Origin of the sequence: Vibrio tritonius, from assembly GCF_001547935.1 — a bacterium.
Taxonomy (GTDB): domain Bacteria; phylum Pseudomonadota; class Gammaproteobacteria; order Enterobacterales; family Vibrionaceae; genus Vibrio; species Vibrio tritonius.
The window spans coordinates 1,995,307-2,011,697 of sequence record NZ_AP014635.1; the positions used below are offsets into that span (position 1 = coordinate 1,995,307).

At 45.2% G+C, this 16,391-nt stretch carries 14 protein-coding genes; 9 read left to right on the top strand and 5 right to left on the bottom strand.

What is annotated here, in order from left to right; translation table 11 throughout:
• The first annotated feature begins 29 nt into the window (after positions 1-29).
• Positions 30-938 carry a DMT family transporter gene (locus tag JCM16456_RS08790; RefSeq protein WP_068713859.1) on the top strand — a complete coding sequence of 303 codons (909 nt, stop codon included), beginning with the start codon at positions 30-32 and terminating at the stop codon, positions 936-938.
• A 31-nt stretch (positions 939-969) separates the two neighbouring features.
• Here the strand turns inward: JCM16456_RS08790 and JCM16456_RS08795 are convergent, their stop codons facing one another.
• Entirely contained in the window at positions 970-1,881 is a 912-nt protein-coding gene (locus tag JCM16456_RS08795; RefSeq protein WP_068713860.1) for a LysR family transcriptional regulator, read from the bottom strand.
• A 249-nt stretch (positions 1,882-2,130) separates the two neighbouring features.
• Between JCM16456_RS08795 and JCM16456_RS08800 the strand changes: the two genes are divergently transcribed.
• The 6 genes from JCM16456_RS08800 (at position 2,131) to JCM16456_RS08825 (ending at position 8,882) form a co-directional block, all read left to right on the top strand.
• Positions 2,131-3,015: an NAD(P)-dependent oxidoreductase gene (locus JCM16456_RS08800; protein WP_068713861.1), complete on the top strand. Its 885-nt coding sequence runs from the start codon at positions 2,131-2,133 to the stop codon at positions 3,013-3,015.
• A 14-nt stretch (positions 3,016-3,029) separates the two neighbouring features.
• Positions 3,030-4,535, top strand: a complete 1,506-nt coding sequence (locus tag JCM16456_RS08805) for an aldehyde dehydrogenase family protein (RefSeq protein WP_068713862.1) — start codon at positions 3,030-3,032, stop codon at positions 4,533-4,535.
• Between the two features lie 3 nt (positions 4,536-4,538).
• Entirely contained in the window at positions 4,539-5,690 is a 1,152-nt protein-coding gene (locus JCM16456_RS08810; RefSeq protein WP_068713863.1) for a M20 aminoacylase family protein, read from the top strand.
• 409 nt (positions 5,691-6,099) lie between these two features.
• On the top strand, positions 6,100-6,951 hold the full coding sequence (locus JCM16456_RS08815; RefSeq protein WP_231894400.1) for a DUF3100 domain-containing protein: 852 nt from the start codon (positions 6,100-6,102) through the stop codon (positions 6,949-6,951).
• 4 nt (positions 6,952-6,955) lie between these two features.
• Positions 6,956-7,432: a hypothetical protein gene (locus JCM16456_RS08820; protein ID WP_068713865.1), complete on the top strand. Its 477-nt coding sequence runs from the start codon at positions 6,956-6,958 to the stop codon at positions 7,430-7,432.
• Between the two features lie 238 nt (positions 7,433-7,670).
• On the top strand, positions 7,671-8,882 hold the full coding sequence (locus JCM16456_RS08825; RefSeq protein ID WP_455570273.1) for a multidrug effflux MFS transporter: 1,212 nt from the start codon (positions 7,671-7,673) through the stop codon (positions 8,880-8,882).
• Between the two features lie 70 nt (positions 8,883-8,952).
• Here the strand turns inward: JCM16456_RS08825 and JCM16456_RS08830 are convergent, their stop codons facing one another.
• Together JCM16456_RS08830 and JCM16456_RS23665 are read right to left on the bottom strand one after the other, a co-directional pair.
• Positions 8,953-9,315, bottom strand: coding sequence for an MmcQ/YjbR family DNA-binding protein (locus JCM16456_RS08830; protein ID WP_082712265.1), 363 nt, complete (start codon positions 9,313-9,315; stop codon positions 8,953-8,955).
• 42 nt (positions 9,316-9,357) lie between these two features.
• Positions 9,358-9,528 (bottom strand): hypothetical protein, encoded by a 171-nt coding sequence (locus JCM16456_RS23665; RefSeq protein WP_156430490.1) that lies wholly within the window; start codon positions 9,526-9,528, stop codon positions 9,358-9,360.
• 275 nt (positions 9,529-9,803) lie between these two features.
• On the opposite strand from JCM16456_RS23665, the gene JCM16456_RS08835 reads away from it, so the two are divergent.
• Complete coding sequence (locus JCM16456_RS08835) at positions 9,804-10,871, top strand: OmpA family protein (RefSeq protein WP_068713868.1); 1,068 nt, start codon at positions 9,804-9,806, stop codon at positions 10,869-10,871.
• 39 nt (positions 10,872-10,910) lie between these two features.
• Here the strand turns inward: JCM16456_RS08835 and JCM16456_RS08840 are convergent, their stop codons facing one another.
• Positions 10,911-12,146 (bottom strand): putative acyl-CoA thioester hydrolase, encoded by a 1,236-nt coding sequence (locus JCM16456_RS08840; protein WP_082712266.1) that lies wholly within the window; start codon positions 12,144-12,146, stop codon positions 10,911-10,913.
• A gap of 256 nt (positions 12,147-12,402) precedes the next feature.
• Positions 12,403-13,800, bottom strand: a complete 1,398-nt coding sequence (gene dbpA, locus JCM16456_RS08845; RefSeq protein ID WP_068713869.1) for an ATP-dependent RNA helicase DbpA — start codon at positions 13,798-13,800, stop codon at positions 12,403-12,405.
• A gap of 396 nt (positions 13,801-14,196) precedes the next feature.
• Between dbpA and JCM16456_RS08850 the strand changes: the two genes are divergently transcribed.
• Positions 14,197-16,386, top strand: coding sequence for a hypothetical protein (locus JCM16456_RS08850; protein ID WP_068713870.1), 2,190 nt, complete (start codon positions 14,197-14,199; stop codon positions 16,384-16,386).
• The last annotated feature ends 5 nt before the right edge of the window (positions 16,387-16,391 follow it).

Genomic DNA, 16,391 nt, shown 5'->3' on the forward strand with positions numbered 1-16,391 from the left:
TGCACTAACCTTGAAAAATGACAATCAAAATGAACCAAATATGGGCACAAAAAATCATGCCAAGAGCACCTCATATCGCGATGATATTCGTTACTATGTTATGGGGAACTACCTACCTTTTAGTAAAAGTAGGCTTAACATCCAGCTCGCCGATGTTTTTCGTTGGCTGTCGCTTTGCCGCTGCGTTTGCTGCTATCGGTTTGTTTTCATTTAAGCATTTGATTCGTTGTACCAAATACGACCTTTTTGCTGCCGCCGCGATCGGTTTTTCCATTACGATTGGTTATGGGTCACAAACCATAGGCCTACAGTACATTACTGCTTCGGAATCCGCTTTCTTTACAGCCCTTTTTGTTCCGTTCGTGCCCTTTATCATGTGGTTGGCGTTTCGCAAAATTCCCAGCAAAATGAGCTTATTAGGAATCGTGCTGGCGTTTATCGGTTTGGTATTTCTTTCCGGAAATAGTTTTACCGCTATTTCACTCAACTTTGGTCAATGGATTACAGTGTTGAGCGCCTTTGCGGTTGCAACCGAGATCATTCTGATCAGTTATTTTTCGCCTAAAGTGAATTTGAAAAGCGTGACGGCATTGCAACTGATGTTCGCCTCGCTGTTTGCGTTTTTGTCGATGCCTTTCGTTGGCGAAACCACCATTCCATCATTCTCGACCACGTTAGTCACCTTAACCGTTGGTTTGGGGATCGCGAGTGCGCTTATTCAATTGGTAATGAACTGGGCACAGCGCGTGGTTGCCCCATCCACAGCAGCCGTTATTTATGCAGGGGAACCCGTTTGGGCAGGGATTTACGGACGCATGTTCGGTGAAATACTTTCGCCTTCAGCCCTGTTAGGCGGAACATTGGTGGTCATCAGCGTGTTAGTCAGTGAGTATCGGCCGAAAAAACGCCGCAAAACCAAAAAGGCAACCGCTCAATAACATCCTAATATGGCACAGTGAATAGACTCAACTAATGGCTGAGTTCATTATCGATCATCGTCACTAACAGTTTCAAAAAGGCACTTGGCGCCTTACCCAATTGACGGCCCAAACGCGTGATAATATGCGTTTGGGTCTGATTTAATTGGGCATTTTTAACTGGTAAACAGTTAAGTCGTGTATCCCACTGTGGTTGGCTTTTGATAATAAAGCCAGGAATTAACGTCACTCCACCATTCGCTGCATAGCAGTGCAATGCGGTGAGATTATTACTGATGATATTCGGCGTTAGTGTGATATTTGTGTCGTTCTCTACCGCTGAAATGATCTGGCGAATACCGTGCGCAGTATCGGGCAATGCGATTGGATACGGCTTTAACACACTCATTTTCAGAGGCAATGGCTCATCATTTAACGGATGGCTTTTATCCACGACCACTGTTAAGGGGTGCAAGCAGTGATAATGACTGCGAATTTTCGGATGTGGTGGTGGATTGAAAATCACCCCGATATGGGCATTATCTTCGGTGATTTTACGCATTACATCGTTGCCGCTGTGAATCGAGAGATGAATTTTCACGCCGGGAAACTGCTGAGAAAACTGGCTCATCACATGGGTAACCAAATTGATGTACCCCTCCCCAATCGCCAATTCTATGGTTCCCGATTGCAGTCCACGTAGCGACTTTAAGTTATCGAGTAGCAATTCCTGCTGTTGCAGATAACTTTTGTAATAGGTCAAAACCTCGTGACCAGCTTCGGTAGGCTTTATACCACGTCGATGCCGTTCTATTAATACCGTATCAAGCTCTTGTTCTAAGTGACTAATTTGCCGGCTCACCGCCGAGGGAGCCACATTGAGATAATCAGCAGCCGCGCGCACGCTACCGTGCTGTACCGCTTCAAAGAAGAATTTTATTCGGTTTTCCTGTAAATAGCTCATGACCAATCCTTTGGTATGTGTGTTGCCCAAAACGCAACAAAGTTACGAGATCCGATTATTGTTCACAACAAAGCGCCTGTCTATACTCGCCAAGGTAGGCAAACAACTTATTAATTTATGTGCCACATGCTTAGATAAGGGCTCGCTAAGTAAAGAAAATAACATCACTCTCATGTACGAGTGCTACTAACAGCCCTATCACATCGGGTCAAACAGGATTATTGACCCTCACTTGAAAAAGGATTGAAAATGAACATCGGTGTAATCGGACTGGGCAATATGGGCTCAGGCATGGCGGCTACTCTGGCCAAAAAATCTTTCTCTGTCTTTGGTTACGATCTCTCATCACAAGCGCTAGAGGCTATCGCGGCGCAAGGTGTCACACCCGTGGCCCGCTTTGCAAAATTAGTTGCAGTTTGTGATGTGGTGATTTTATCTCTGCCTAAAGCCCTCCATGTAGAACAAGTATGTTTAGGCCATCACCAAAGCACCGAGAGCATTCTCGCCTTGGGCAAACCGGGGTTGATCGTCATTGATACCACCACATCAGAGGCACAAACCAGTCGTAAAGTGGCAACTGAATTGGCTAAGCAAGGTATCGAGTTTCTAGATGCGCCCGTATCCGGCGGACCAGCCGGCGCAGCTTCTGGCACCATGAGCATGGTGATAGGCGGGAAAGCGAGTACCTTAGCCACCGTTATGCCCATTTTGGCAGCGATGAGCACTACCCAAGTGCACATTGGCGATGTCGGTGCGGGCAATATTGCCAAAATCGCCAATAACTTACTGTGCGCGGCGCACCTTATCACCACCGCGGAAGTGGTGAGCCTGGCTCAGCACGCAGGAGTCGATGCCGAAAAAGTTCTCGCTGGCATTAACGTAGGTTCAGGACGCAGTGGCGTTAGCCAAGTGAACTTTCCTAAATGGATTCTCAACGACACCTACAATTCAGGCTTCACCATGGGGTTAATGCGCAAAGACGTAGGTTTAGCACAAAACCTCTGCGAGTCGTTAAATATATCCCTTCCTCTGAGTGAAACCGTCATGGATTTGTGGCGACAAAGCAGCGAATCGTTAGCCGATAACGAAGATTTCAATACCATCGTAAAACTCACCGATAGCCAACTCTATTAAAAGGAATCAATAACATGGAAAAGTTATTTACCACAATGCTCGACCTTTTACACACCGATACCATAGGTAGCTGGGTGAATGGCCGGATTGAACTGGGTAACGGTGAGCTGATTGAATTAATCAACGCCGATGACGAAACGGTGATGTTGCGTTATCAAGATGCAGACCCTGCGATTGCGGCCACCATTGATGAAGCGGCGCAACGCGCACAAAAAGAGTGGTGGGCCATGCCTGCCAAAACTCGGGGTCGCATCCTGTATCAAATCGGCGCTGAAATTCGTAAACAAGCCGAGGCATTAGGTTGGGTAGAATCGCTCTCCACCAATAAACCGCTGAATAATGCCAAGGCAGAGATTCTGATCGTCGCAGAAATGTTTGAATACTATGCGGGTTGGGCGGACAAACTGCATGGCGAAGTGATTCCAGTACCAACCACCCATCTCAACTACGTCAAATACGAAGCGATGGGCACCATTTTACAAATGACACCATGGAATGCCGCTTTCTTTACCGCTGGTTGGCAAGTTGCCCCTGCGTTAGCAGCCGGGAACGCCGTGATTTTAAAACCCTCGGAGCTAACGCCAATCACCTCTTTGATGCTCGGCGCACTGATTGAACGTGCTGGCGCACCGAAAGGCTTAGTCAACGTCGTCGCTGGCTACGGTCACACCATAGGTCAAACCTTAATTGCCAAAGCCAACATTCGCAAAGTGTGCTTTGTCGGCTCACCAAAAACGGGCGCCCATATCGCAGCGGCAGCAGCCAAACGCTGCATTCCATGTGTCTTAGAGCTGGGCGGCAAATCTGCCAACATTGTGTTTGCCGATGCGAACTTAGATCAGGCAATGAAAGGGGCAATGGCCGCTATCTTTGGCGGTTCAGGACAAAGCTGTGTATCCGGCTCGCGTCTGCTTGTCCAAGAAAGCATTTTTGAAAAATTCGTCGCTTCGGTGGCGAAAGCAGCGCAGCAAATTCGTGTTGGTCATCCACAACATGCTGATTCAGACATCGGCCCAGTCAATAACCGTAAGCAATATAACCACATCTGCAATATGCTGGCCATTGGCGAACAAGAAGGTGCCAAAGTGGTTGCGGGCACCACACCGATTCCTGAGCGCAATGGTTTTTACATTAACCCCACCGTACTCGCCGGGAACAACCAAATGACGGTCGCCCAAGAGGAGATCTTTGGCCCTGTTGTTGTGGCTATTCCGTTTAAAGATGAAGCCGATGCAATTGCTCTTGCCAATGACAATCAGTTTGGATTGGCTGGCGCAGTCTGGACCAATGATGTTGCGCGCGCGCATCGCGTTGCTGACCAAGTGAAAGCCGGGACATTTTGGATCAACAGTTACAAAACCATCCATGTCAGCTCACCTTTTGGCGGCTATCGTAACAGCGGTTACGGCCGTTCATCTGGCTTGGAAGTATTACGAGAATACAGTGAAGTGAAGAGTGTCTGGGTTGAAACCTCAGCACAACCAGCCTTTAGTTTTAACTACGGAACAGTAGAAGGATAAAATATGACGATTGCTCAGTCGTTACTCACCGAAGTCAAAGCATGGCGTCGTGATTTACATCGTTACCCAGAATTGGGCTTTGCCGAACATCGAACTTCCGCTCAAGTGGCAGCGCTATTAGAAGAATTTGGCCTTGACGTTCATACCGGTCTTGGTGGTACAGGGGTCGTTGGCACATTGAAAAACGGGGATGGACCAACCATAGGTCTGCGCGCCGATATGGATGCCCTACCCTTTACTGAACTTGGCGACATCGAACATAAATCGTGTCATCACGGCGCCATGCACGCCTGTGGTCACGATGGACACACTGCCATTTTGCTCGGTACAGCGAAACTTCTTGCCCAAACCCGTCGCTTCTCTGGGACGGTCCATTTTGTTTTTCAACCGGCGGAGGAGAACTTGGGCGGCGCACTCAAAATGGTCGATGATGGACTGTTTACCCTCTTTCCTATGGACGCGATTTATGGCCTACACAACTGGCCGGGCTTGCCTGTAGGTACGCTTGCGGTCAATGAAGGGGCTATGATGGCATCACTCGATACCTTCAAAATCACCTTAACGGGCAAAAGTTGCCACGCCGCGATGCCAGAAAATGGTCACGACCCAATCGTGGCTTCTGCAGAACTGGTCACTGCGCTGCAAACCATCACCGCTAGACGACTCTCTCCTTTGCAGGCAGCGGTGGTCAGCGTGACTAAGATACAAGGTGGCGAAGCGATCAACATCATCCCTGAGAAAGTGGAGCTAGAAGGCACCTATCGCTGCCTAGATAAGGGCGTGCGCGCCAAAGTAAAATCCCTGATCGGAGAGCTCGCCAACTCAGTACCGGCTGCGCACCATGTGCAAGCACAGGTTGAGTTTTTTGATGGGTATTCAGTAACAACCAACCATGCTGCTCAAGCGCAACAGGTTCGCGATGCGGGCATTACCGCTCTTGGGGAAAGTAAGGTGCATTGGAACATATTGCCTTGCATGGCGTCGGAAGACTTCTCTTACATGCTCGAACACTGCCCAGGCGCCTATTTCTGGCTTGGAGCAGACGGTGCTACACCATCCAAACCGCTGCACAATGCCTATTACGACTTCAATGATGACATCATCGAAACTGGGATGACTGTTTGGCAAGAATTGGTAGAACGCCTGCTTAAATAAACACCACTATTTAAATCATCTTTTTTGATACCGCCTATCTGGGCGGTATTTTTATATAAAACTGGTTCATTATCATAAAGATTCCTCACTAAGCGACAAAATAAGTAGTTTTGTTCTACAAGCTTGTTAGAACCATGTCTAAATCGACTCTAGTCTTTACTCAAACAACGAGATAACACCCTGTTTTCTAATGAGTCACCTCATTCTTTCTATGAATATAAGAAAGCAGCAACACCCGTGACTCATTTTGATTTACACGACATCATTCAAACTTAATCAATTGATTTTAAATTACTTTCTGTGTTGCCTTTTCGGTAACGATAAAGCGATATAAATAGAACACTAACTATGCTGTAATGCTTTAGCAACAATGGAATGTCATGGAATGAACTTTTACTCAAGGAGAGTAATGATGAGTAACCATTATTCAATTAAAGCGCTATTAGATTGGCGACTACACCTTATTGTATTAGCAACAACTGTTATTTCTGAATTAATTGGCATTAAAAGCATCCCGATTGGTTCAGCAAAATTGTTATTTTTACCCCTTTTTTACTCTTTTCTTTTATGTTTGCTGTTTAACCCAAACATCACTCGTTTTTCGAGCAAATTAATTACCAAAAAGCAGGCTTCGATTGCCACGTCCATCATCGGCATTGGTATTTTGCCGTTCATCGCTAAGTTCGGCACTCTGATTGGCCCAGCATTACCAAAAATCTTAAATTCTGGTCTAGCGATGATTTTGCAAGAAGCCGGTAACCTTGCCACCATGTTAATCGCCATGCCCGTTGCCGTTGTGCTATTTAAAATGGGACGCGAAGCCATTGGGGCAACTTACTCCATCGCTCGCGAACCGAATATCGCGGTGATTTCCGATCGTTTTGGTTTGAAAAGCAGTGAAGGCGTTGGCGTTATGGGGGTTTACGTGATGGGTACCATGTTTGGCACCATCTACTTCGCTTTACTAGCGGGCTTTTTGGCATCGACACACTGGTTTGACCCACGAGCGCTAGCGATGGCCTGTGGTGTTGGCAGCGGCAGTATGACCGCTGCTTGCTCGGGCACTTTAGCCGCCGCTTACCCCACCATGAAAGATGACATTCTCGCTTTTGCGGGGGCAAGTAACTTACTAACCAACGCTACAGGCTTATACGTGGCTATCTTTATCGCCCTGCCTTTTGCTGAGTGGTATTACAAAAAGCTCAGTGGCACGAAATCATCAACCGCAGTGACGTCTAACCCAGTGGAAAGTGGAGAATAAGCCCATGAACGTACAAGAAATGGATTTACGCGCCGAAGAAGAGAAAGTACTTGGCTTTAAAGAGAACGTCATTTTAACGTTGATTTTCTGTGGCATTGCCTCGATGAGTAACTGGGCAGGAACAGGACACAGCTTTGCCCAAGCACTACCCGGCATGCTGATTCTGTTTGTGATGATTCTTATCGGCATGGGTTTAAAAGAATTGATCAAAGGCCCGATTCCAACTGTAGCTTGGGTTTCGCTAGTGAGCGTTGTCGCGACGTTGCCAGGTATGCCGTTTTCCGCTCAACTCTTAGGCGAACTGCAAAACCTAAGCTTTTTATCTTTAGCAACGCCAGTGCTAGCGTATGCAGCCATGGCTGTCACGCACATGGAAGTCAAATTGTTTAAACAGTCTGGGTTCAAAATTGCGATGGTCTCTTTATTGGTATTCACAGGTACGTACATCGGATCGGCGGTTGTCGCTCAAGCCTTTCTGTAACCCCAGTAGCCATACCGATATGTGACATTGTCACTTAAGTTCCTCCCTGTAGGACAGAGACTGCATACAATGTGCAGTCTTTTTTTGTTCTATTTTCTCCTTTATATCACCGTCTAAATTGGAACGTCCTGTCCCTAAAGCATCAATATCCAACAAGAACAACTGCTACTAATGGTATATAATTAAGTAAATCATTAACTTAACTATTCTTATCACCCATTTACCATTTAGAGACATTATGAGTCATCGCTTACAAACATCTCAGCCCGTTTTAGGGAAGAACGGCATGATGTTCTTCCTCATTATTATTAGTGCCTTCCCACCTTTGACTATCGATCTCTATTTACCAGCACTGCCGGAAATGACCCATGTTTTTGATACTCAACAGACGTTGGTCAATTTGACGCTAAGTGGCTATTTTGTCACGTATGCGGTTGGCTTACTGATTTGGGGGCCACTAAGTGAGAAATTTGGTCGTAAGCCAATATTGCTTTGCGGGCTTTTCATTTACATGGTCGCCAGTCTTTGCTGCGCTTTGGCAGGTAATATTGAACAACTGATCGGCGCTCGGGTGTTGCAAGCACTTGGTGGCAGTGCTGTCACCGTGGTATCGACTTCAATAGTGAAAGACCTATACTCCGGGCGGGAACGGGAGCGCGTGATGGCAACCATTATGTCGCTGGTTACCATTGCACCTATGGTTGCACCAGTATTGGGTGCCTTTATTTTGCAAGTCGCGTCATGGCGCATTGTCTTTGTTGCCTTGGCTGTGTTTGGGGCCTTCGCCACCTTATTGGCGCTTTGCTACAAGGAAACGCTAGTAAGTCGCTACTCAGGCTCAATTCTCTATTCTTGGGGTAGATTGGCCGTAGTCATCAAAAATCGTCATTTCGTAATTTTGTTGGCGATTTTTTCCATCACGCCGATGGCGATGATGGCTTTCTTGGCGGCTGGATCTTATATCTACATTAACGACTTTGGTTTAACCGAACAACAATTTAGCTATGCGTTCGCATTCAATGCGTTATGCGCGTCGTTTGGCCCGACCATGTACATTAAAATCTCGCGTCATGTTCAAGTAACGAAACTGATCACCTATAGCTTTTTGCTACTCTCGTGCGCAGGGGTGCTGACTTTAACGGTGGCGCATCTGTCGCCTTGGTTCTTTGCGTTTATCTGTGCTCCAGCGACCTTAACCGTTATTATGGTGCGAGTGCCGGGGATGAATTTAATGCTGGATCAACAAGAACACGATACAGGTTCTGCGGTCGCACTAATTCAGTTCTTTGGCATGATTTCAGGATCAATTGGAATGGTGCTGGTGTCATTAAAACCAGACAGTTTGATTAACAATCTTGGCGTTATTCAGCTTTGCGTGGGGATTGCCGGCGGAGCCATGTGGCTACTCGCTCGTAACCGGCCTTTTGTTACAGATAAGCTTCCAAAATAACGGCTGGGGATGGTGGCGAAACCCGTCGCCATCCACGCTCATGATGTCAATGTCCATATGCTTTTATCTCCTATTTTTGTGTTAAGGAGAAGCTTTGGTTAAGGAAAAAAAGGACCTCATCGGCTTCTAATGTGCCATCGAGCGACAGCGTAATCCAATGTTCTTTATTCATATGATAAGCAGGAAAAAAGCCTGCAGATGAACGTAAACTCAACACCTGTTCTGCAGGACATTTTATGTTGAGTATATCCACCATCTCCTCACTTTCTAATCCCAACTTAGTTTTGGGTATAGTCATCAGCAATCCAAACCATTTGCGACTATTGCTATGTCTAAAAACGGCAATATCTGGATATTTAGCCCATGGGAAGTCAGGACTAATCCCATATTGGCTTTCAATGTATACCCAAGTAACCTCAAGATGCTGTTTCAGCGAGAATGTATTCGCTCATAGGCAAGACACCGATTTGAATACCTAGTATTCTACGTAGAAAATCGGTAACGCAGCATAGGAGCGAATACAACTCGCCCTTTGGGAGCTCATCAACAAGCCCATTTCTGCGCCCAATGACGTTGAAAGGGAATAACCATTCCTGCCGTCATTGAGCTTGACCTGTGCTCGTTGATGAAGCTCTGAAGTCTGCATCTTGAGGTCATTTGGGTATAATTGGTTAACTCTACTTTATTTATCATATATACCCAAATGACAGTCGGCATATTGAACTCTGACAATCCCCGTCTAATCGCGTTAATTCGCCCAAAAATCATTGCATTCAAATGACATTCATCAATGAACTAGAGCCAATACTAAAGTTGCTAAGACGATTCTAAGTTTAAAACTAACGTCTTAATAAGCAACGTAATGGAAACGTTGTCACTTGTTACACACGTAACTTACCGACAAAATAAGAAGGTATTCAAATGAAAACTAAATTCGCCTTTACTCTTCTCGCCAGCATAATGAGTGGTATGTTGGCTCAAAGTGCATTTGCTGATGTTTATGTCGGTGGTCGGGCTGGTTATTCATTCTTAGATGATGCCTGTCACCAAACTAGCGACTGTGATGATGATAGTGGCGCTGCCGGCCTCTTTATGGGATACCAAGCCAATGATTGGTTAGGCGTTGAGCTAGGTGCCGATTGGCTAGGAAAGCAAGACATTAACTATATGAAAAATGGCTCTTTACATCATGCTGACCATAATTTATCCGCCATTTCTCTAGCGCCTAAATTCTCTTACCCGATTAACCAAGATGTTGATCTATTTGCCAAAGTTGGTGCAGCTTACATGCAGTATGGCAATGCCAACGATGTGGTACCAACAGGCGCGGTTGGTGCGGAATACCATATTTCGAAAAAATGGGATGCGCGCGTTTCTTATCAACGTTACCAAAATATGGACGACGGCGTATTTGACGGCATGGATACTAACTTAGTCAGCGTCGGCTTCAGTTACAAACTGGGCCAATCTAAACCAGAAGCACAACCTGTAGCGCAAACCGAACCGGCTCCAGTTCAAGAAGCGCAACCTGAACCACAAGTGGCACCAGAACCTATTCCAGAACCCGTTCCTCAAACCAAATGGGTCGTAAAAGAACACGGGCTTAAAAACGATCAGGGCCTTTTTGAACTGAACAGTGCCAAACTGACAGCAGATGGCAAAGACGCCTTTAACCCTCTTGTCGCAACACTGCTTAAATATCCTGAAGCACAAGCCACTATTACAGGTTATACCGATTCAACAGGTTCAGAAAAATACAATTTACAACTATCTAAAAAACGCGCTCAGGCAGTTGCAAACTATTTAATAGAAAGTGGCGTAAACCCAGACAAATTGACAGTTAATGGTCTTGGTGAAAAAGATCCTATTGCCACCAACAAAACCCTTGATGGCCGTAAACAAAACCGTCGGGTAGAAATCACCATCCCTCAATTCAAATATAAAGTTAAAGAGACCGTAACGTCAGCAACAACACCAGCGGCCGTTTAATGTCATTGCCATGGCTCAGGTCGAGTCATGGCATTCCTTCTAAAAACTGTCCACCAATTGGTTGTTATACAGCCATAAACGGTTGTGGTTCACATCATTAAGATTACGTTTTACCGCAGCATTACCGTTAAATGCTCGATTTGTTGTCGCAGCGGCCCCCCACGGACGCTTCAGGTCATAACAAGTCTCAATTTGACTATTGGTAATTAACAATTGTCCATTTGCCGTTTTGCCGGGTAAATACCCCGTTTTACTCGCACCTTGCTCCCAAGCTCGTCCTAACTTAGGCGCAAACTGGGTAAAACCCAAATCACATGAGAGTTTGCTTCGTGTGATAAGAAAACCGTAACGAGAGTTCGGCAAAGTATCAGGGGCAAACACATACGCGGAAGAAACATTACGCGAAGAAACAGTATGAAATTCCACTCCATCGAACACCGCTTGAGCACGACCAAATACATAATCCACATCTCCTTCAATATAGCTATTGTGGATGTACACACGGGTATGACGTGATGTGTTGTACTGGTTATCCTTATCGGCATTATTGACAAAAAATGTATCTTGGCGACCAAGCAATCGAACATGCTCTAACACCACTTTATCCCCATCAGTACGCAATGCTACACCTTGATGTGTACCAGGCCCAATACCGTCTAATAAGCTGTTCTCTATGGTTAAATTGGCCAAGTTAAAATGGTCACTTTGGCTCCACATAACGGCAGAACAAACGGTTGTGACAACCTTATTCGGCGTTTTGGCACAGTTTTGATACATATACCATGCAGGATCATTCGGTTTATATTCACCTTGGCTACTGACTAAGACTTGATATGCCTGAGGAGAAATCATCGAATCAATCGCCAAGCTCAGCACAACCGAACTCGCCTTGTCTCCCGCACCATAGATGGTCATTTCTGGTGCATTTTGTGGAATATACACCGTACCGATATAGCGTCCGGGTAGCACTTTAATTGCAATGGGGTCATCCCCTTTGTGCTCACTAAGTGCTGCATTGATGGCTTGCTGAACCGAATGATAAGGAGCAGAACTGCGTTCATTCCCAACCACATATTCAGTGGGAGCCATTTTAACCGCATTCGGCGTCCACTGTTCTTGTTCAATTGTGAGGTATCGAGCAGCAGTAAATGGCGTTTGTTCTGCAACGGTTAATACTGGATGTTCTGGCGAATTCACAAAATCGCTGCTGTCTGCAGCTTGGACTCCAGCGACCAAAAGCGCGGAAGCGATAAGAGAAGCAAGTGACTTTAGCATAGCGTCCTGTCCTTAAAGAGGAATCACTATTTTACTCCCATAAAGATGGGAAAAACGCCAACAAACCCATATTTTAAAACACTGTTTTAAAAATAAACATCAACTTGGCATCAGGATCGCAAATGAGATTAACTTTAAAGAGAACAAACATAAGTCACTCTACAATCATTCACCGTGACAGCCTTACTGAGATATCTTATCGACAACAAAAAGGGCAGCCTATGCTGCCCTTACCTATTGTTTTTTTTCTAAGCGCTTAAGACATAAAACGCGCGCGGAACGATTTGCCTTTCATCTTACCGTTAGTGATTTTTGATAATGCTAATTTAGCCTTAGGACGCTGCACCGCAACATAAGCCCAAATATCATGCACCTGGATCTTACCCACATCCGCACCAGACAACTCTTTACCCGCGGTAAGGGCACCAAGAATGTCACCTGGGCGTAATTTCTGCTTTTTACCACCTTCAATACGAATACAGGTCATTGCCGCTTTGGCAGGAAAATCCTCAACTTCATTTGGTGAAGGAAGACGAGTGAAAGACTGCGGGCCAAAACGATCTTCTAATAAAGAAAGCTTCATATCATCCTTTGGACCAACATAACTTAATGCCAAGCCTTTCGCTCCCGCTCGCCCAGTACGCCCCATACGGTGTACGTGGGTTTCAGTGTCATGAGCTAAATGATGGTTGATCACCAAGTCCAAAGCATCAATATCCAAACCACGCGCCGCTACGTCAGTTGCTACCAGCACATTGACACATTTTAGCGCAAACAACGCCAATGCTTGATCGCGTTCGCGCTGATCTAAATCGCCGTGTAACGCTTTGGCATCAAAACCCACATCACTTAAATAATCCGCAAGCTCTTGGGTTTCGCGTTTGGTATTACAAAATACCACGGCACTTTCTGGTTGGAACTGGGTAAGAAGCACGCGGGTCGCTTCTTGACGACTTTGCGCATCGGTCACTTGGTAAAATTTCTGTTCGATATTGGCTTTATCTTCAGTGCTTTCAATCTTCACGGTGACAGGTTCATTGAGCATGTCTCGCGCCATTTCTTCAATTGGCGCAGGGAACGTTGCACTAAACATCAGGTTTTGACGCTGCATTGGCATATAGCGCTCTATGGTTTCTAGTGCTTCAGAAAAGCCCATTTCTAGCATTCGGTCCGCTTCATCCAAAACAAACTGTGTTAGGTTGTCTAAATTCAAACGCCCCTTGTCCAAGTGGTCTAATACACGCCCCGGCGTACCGACAATGATGTGAGCTCCGTGCTCTAGCGAGCCAATTTGTGGACCAATCGCCACACCACCACACAATGTTAGGATCTTGATGTTGTGAATACCACGGGCAAAACGACGCAATTCACTGGCCACTTGATCCGCTAGTTCACGAGTTGGACACAACACTAACGACTGCACACGAAAACGCTTTACGTTCAAATGGTTTAGAAGACCCAAACCAAATGCTGCCGTTTTACCCGAGCCTGTTTTCGCCTGTGCCAACACGTCTTTCCCCGCCAAAATATGCGGTAAAGATTGGGCTTGAATTGGTGTCATTGAGGTAAAACCTAAATCATCAAGCGTACTGAGCAGTGAAGGCTTAAGTGCGAGAGAACGAAAATCAGTCTTGGTTTGCAAAATTTTTCCCATGGCCAGAAACTGGCGGATAACAAAATTGAAAGGCGCGATTGTAGCAGTTGCGCACGGTACTGGGTATCACTAAATAGCTGTTCCTAAATGTAAGTCATTTAGGCAAATGCTCAACGCAGACTCGCTTAAAACCATCCATGGAGCTTCTTTTTGCCATCCTTAGCAAAGAGGGGCTGCTTATCAGCATCCGCCTGATGAGTAAAGCCGGATCGTAATTAGGAACAGTTATTATCTTTAATTCACCATTTCCACTGGGCTGTCAGATGTTTTTATTTAATTCTGGAGCCATATCATATATTCAAATTACCACTGAGATTGTGCCCTAGCCTAACGTCGGTATAGTGATAGCGCTGCGTAAGACAGCACTACAAAAAACAATGGCTAGGAACATTCTATATGAAATATGCTCTTTCGGGTGTCGCGTTGGCGCTACTCATCAGCACAACTGTGTCTGCAGAAACCCAAAAACCAGACCATTTTATTGGTCAAATTTCAAAAATCGACCTTAATCGAACGGCTATCGGAGCCGATCGTCAAATGATTCGCGCCGAGCGCTTAACCTTTAACCAGTTCACTAACTGTGAACATATGACAACCAACATGACCCCCGACTCCGTTGGCATGTCGATAAAAGAGTATAAACAGTTTTTGCAAAAGACGTGGGAGCTAGCACAGAACGAAGAGTTCTTTTACATCAAAACCACTTCTTGTGATGGGCCTGCCACCGATTTAATTACTCAAATTACACCATGTACCGCCGACCTCTGTGGCGCCGAGTATGTTTCTGACCATAGCATCAAATGGTTTAACAGCGAATTGGATCCTAGCTATAAAAGCTCTGCGGCGATTGGGATAAAAACACCACTCCCTTATGATAAAAAGAAAAAGCAGTGGCACGTGGTCGGTTATTATGTCAAAGATGGGAAACTGTCCAAACATAAAGCGATCGATGGTTATACCAGCAAAGAAAAGCTAACCACGCTTAGCTTTGTAGGTAAACAAACGACCTATTTTCGTAGTGGCGAAGTTAAAAAAATCAGCCATTACAACAATAAAGGTGAGTTAGATGGCGTAACAACTCACTACTTTACTAACGGTAAGGTTCATCAAACAGTTCATTACACTAATAATGTGGTTAATGGCGAGGTCAATACCTTTCATAAAAATGGCCGTCTAGAGAATAAAGAGTTCTTTATTCTTGGCAAACATAAAGATGGCGAGTGTAAACACTATGATGAAAACGGAAAACTGTCTCGTATCCATAGTTATAAAGACGGAAACTATGATGGTGAATATATTGATTATTTTCTAAATGGAAAGAAACAGACAGTAGCGACCTACCACATGGGCTCCCCATTAAAACGAACCACCTACTTCGACAATGGCAAAGTGAAAAGGACGTACGTTAAAACCGATAAAAAAACCATCTCCGAAGATTTTAATGCTCAGGGCATAAAAATACGCCGTCAAGTGGATATAAAAGTCAAAAATGGAACACAAATGGCTGAACGGGAGTTATGGTACGACGACGGTCAACCTCACACTACGGAATATTACGGGCCTGGTTTTAAAAAAAATGGCACCTTTAACGATTGGTTTAAAAATGGTCAACTGCGTTCTGAAGAAGTATTTATTAACGGTAAGCCTGTTTCAGAAAAAAGCTGGACCATCAAGGGAAAGCTTGTCAAGGAACACTACTATAAAGAAGGGAAATTGCACGGTACACAACGTCGCTGGGATGATAAATCTGGTCACTTGATCGAAGAAGAAAACTATCAGTTAGGCAAAAAAGATGGATTGCAACGAGAATGGAACAGAAATACGGGATTCTTAGTTGATGAAGTCACGTATAAAAACGGAACGCCTTCTTCGATTAACAAGACCTACGATGGTGAAACAGGCGAACTGCAACTGCTGCAATATATCGACGCCCGCGGTTTTCCATTAAAAACCTTGGTTAATGGTGAGGCCCCGGTAAAACGATATCACAAAGGTAAATTCGCATCAGAAAGCTGCGGTTACAGCACACTTTACGATCCAGAGGAAACCCGCCAAAAGGCAAAAAACAACGATGGTTACGCCCAGTTTCAAATAGGTAAGTTCTACCAAGGCTGTAATGCCGTAGAGCAAACTATGTCGTGGTATAAAAAAGCGGCGCAAAACAACGATCTTCATGCGATAGGTAAGTTAATTGAGATTTACCAATCTGGCGATGGTGCCTTTGCCTCAGTGAAAGACCGCAAAAAGGGTTGGCCGTATAAAGAACAAGCAGCTGAGTTAGGCTCAGTCGACTATCAACTTGATGTGGGGTTTGAATACCTTCCGCCTGACTTTGCCAACTATCTATTTGAAGATTGGAAACAGGACGGTTATGTCACCCCTAACCCAACCAAATCGTTAGGTTTATTTGAAAAGGCAGCCAAACAAGGTAGCGCTCGCGGCATCTTTGCAGCAGGTTTGATGCATCAATATGGTATTGGCACAACGGCATCTAAAGAAACGGCAAAGTCCTACTATTTGCTCTTACAAAAAGCAATGCCTGACTTTTCAGCAGAGCTGATTAAACAGTTAGAACAACAAAACTAAGAACA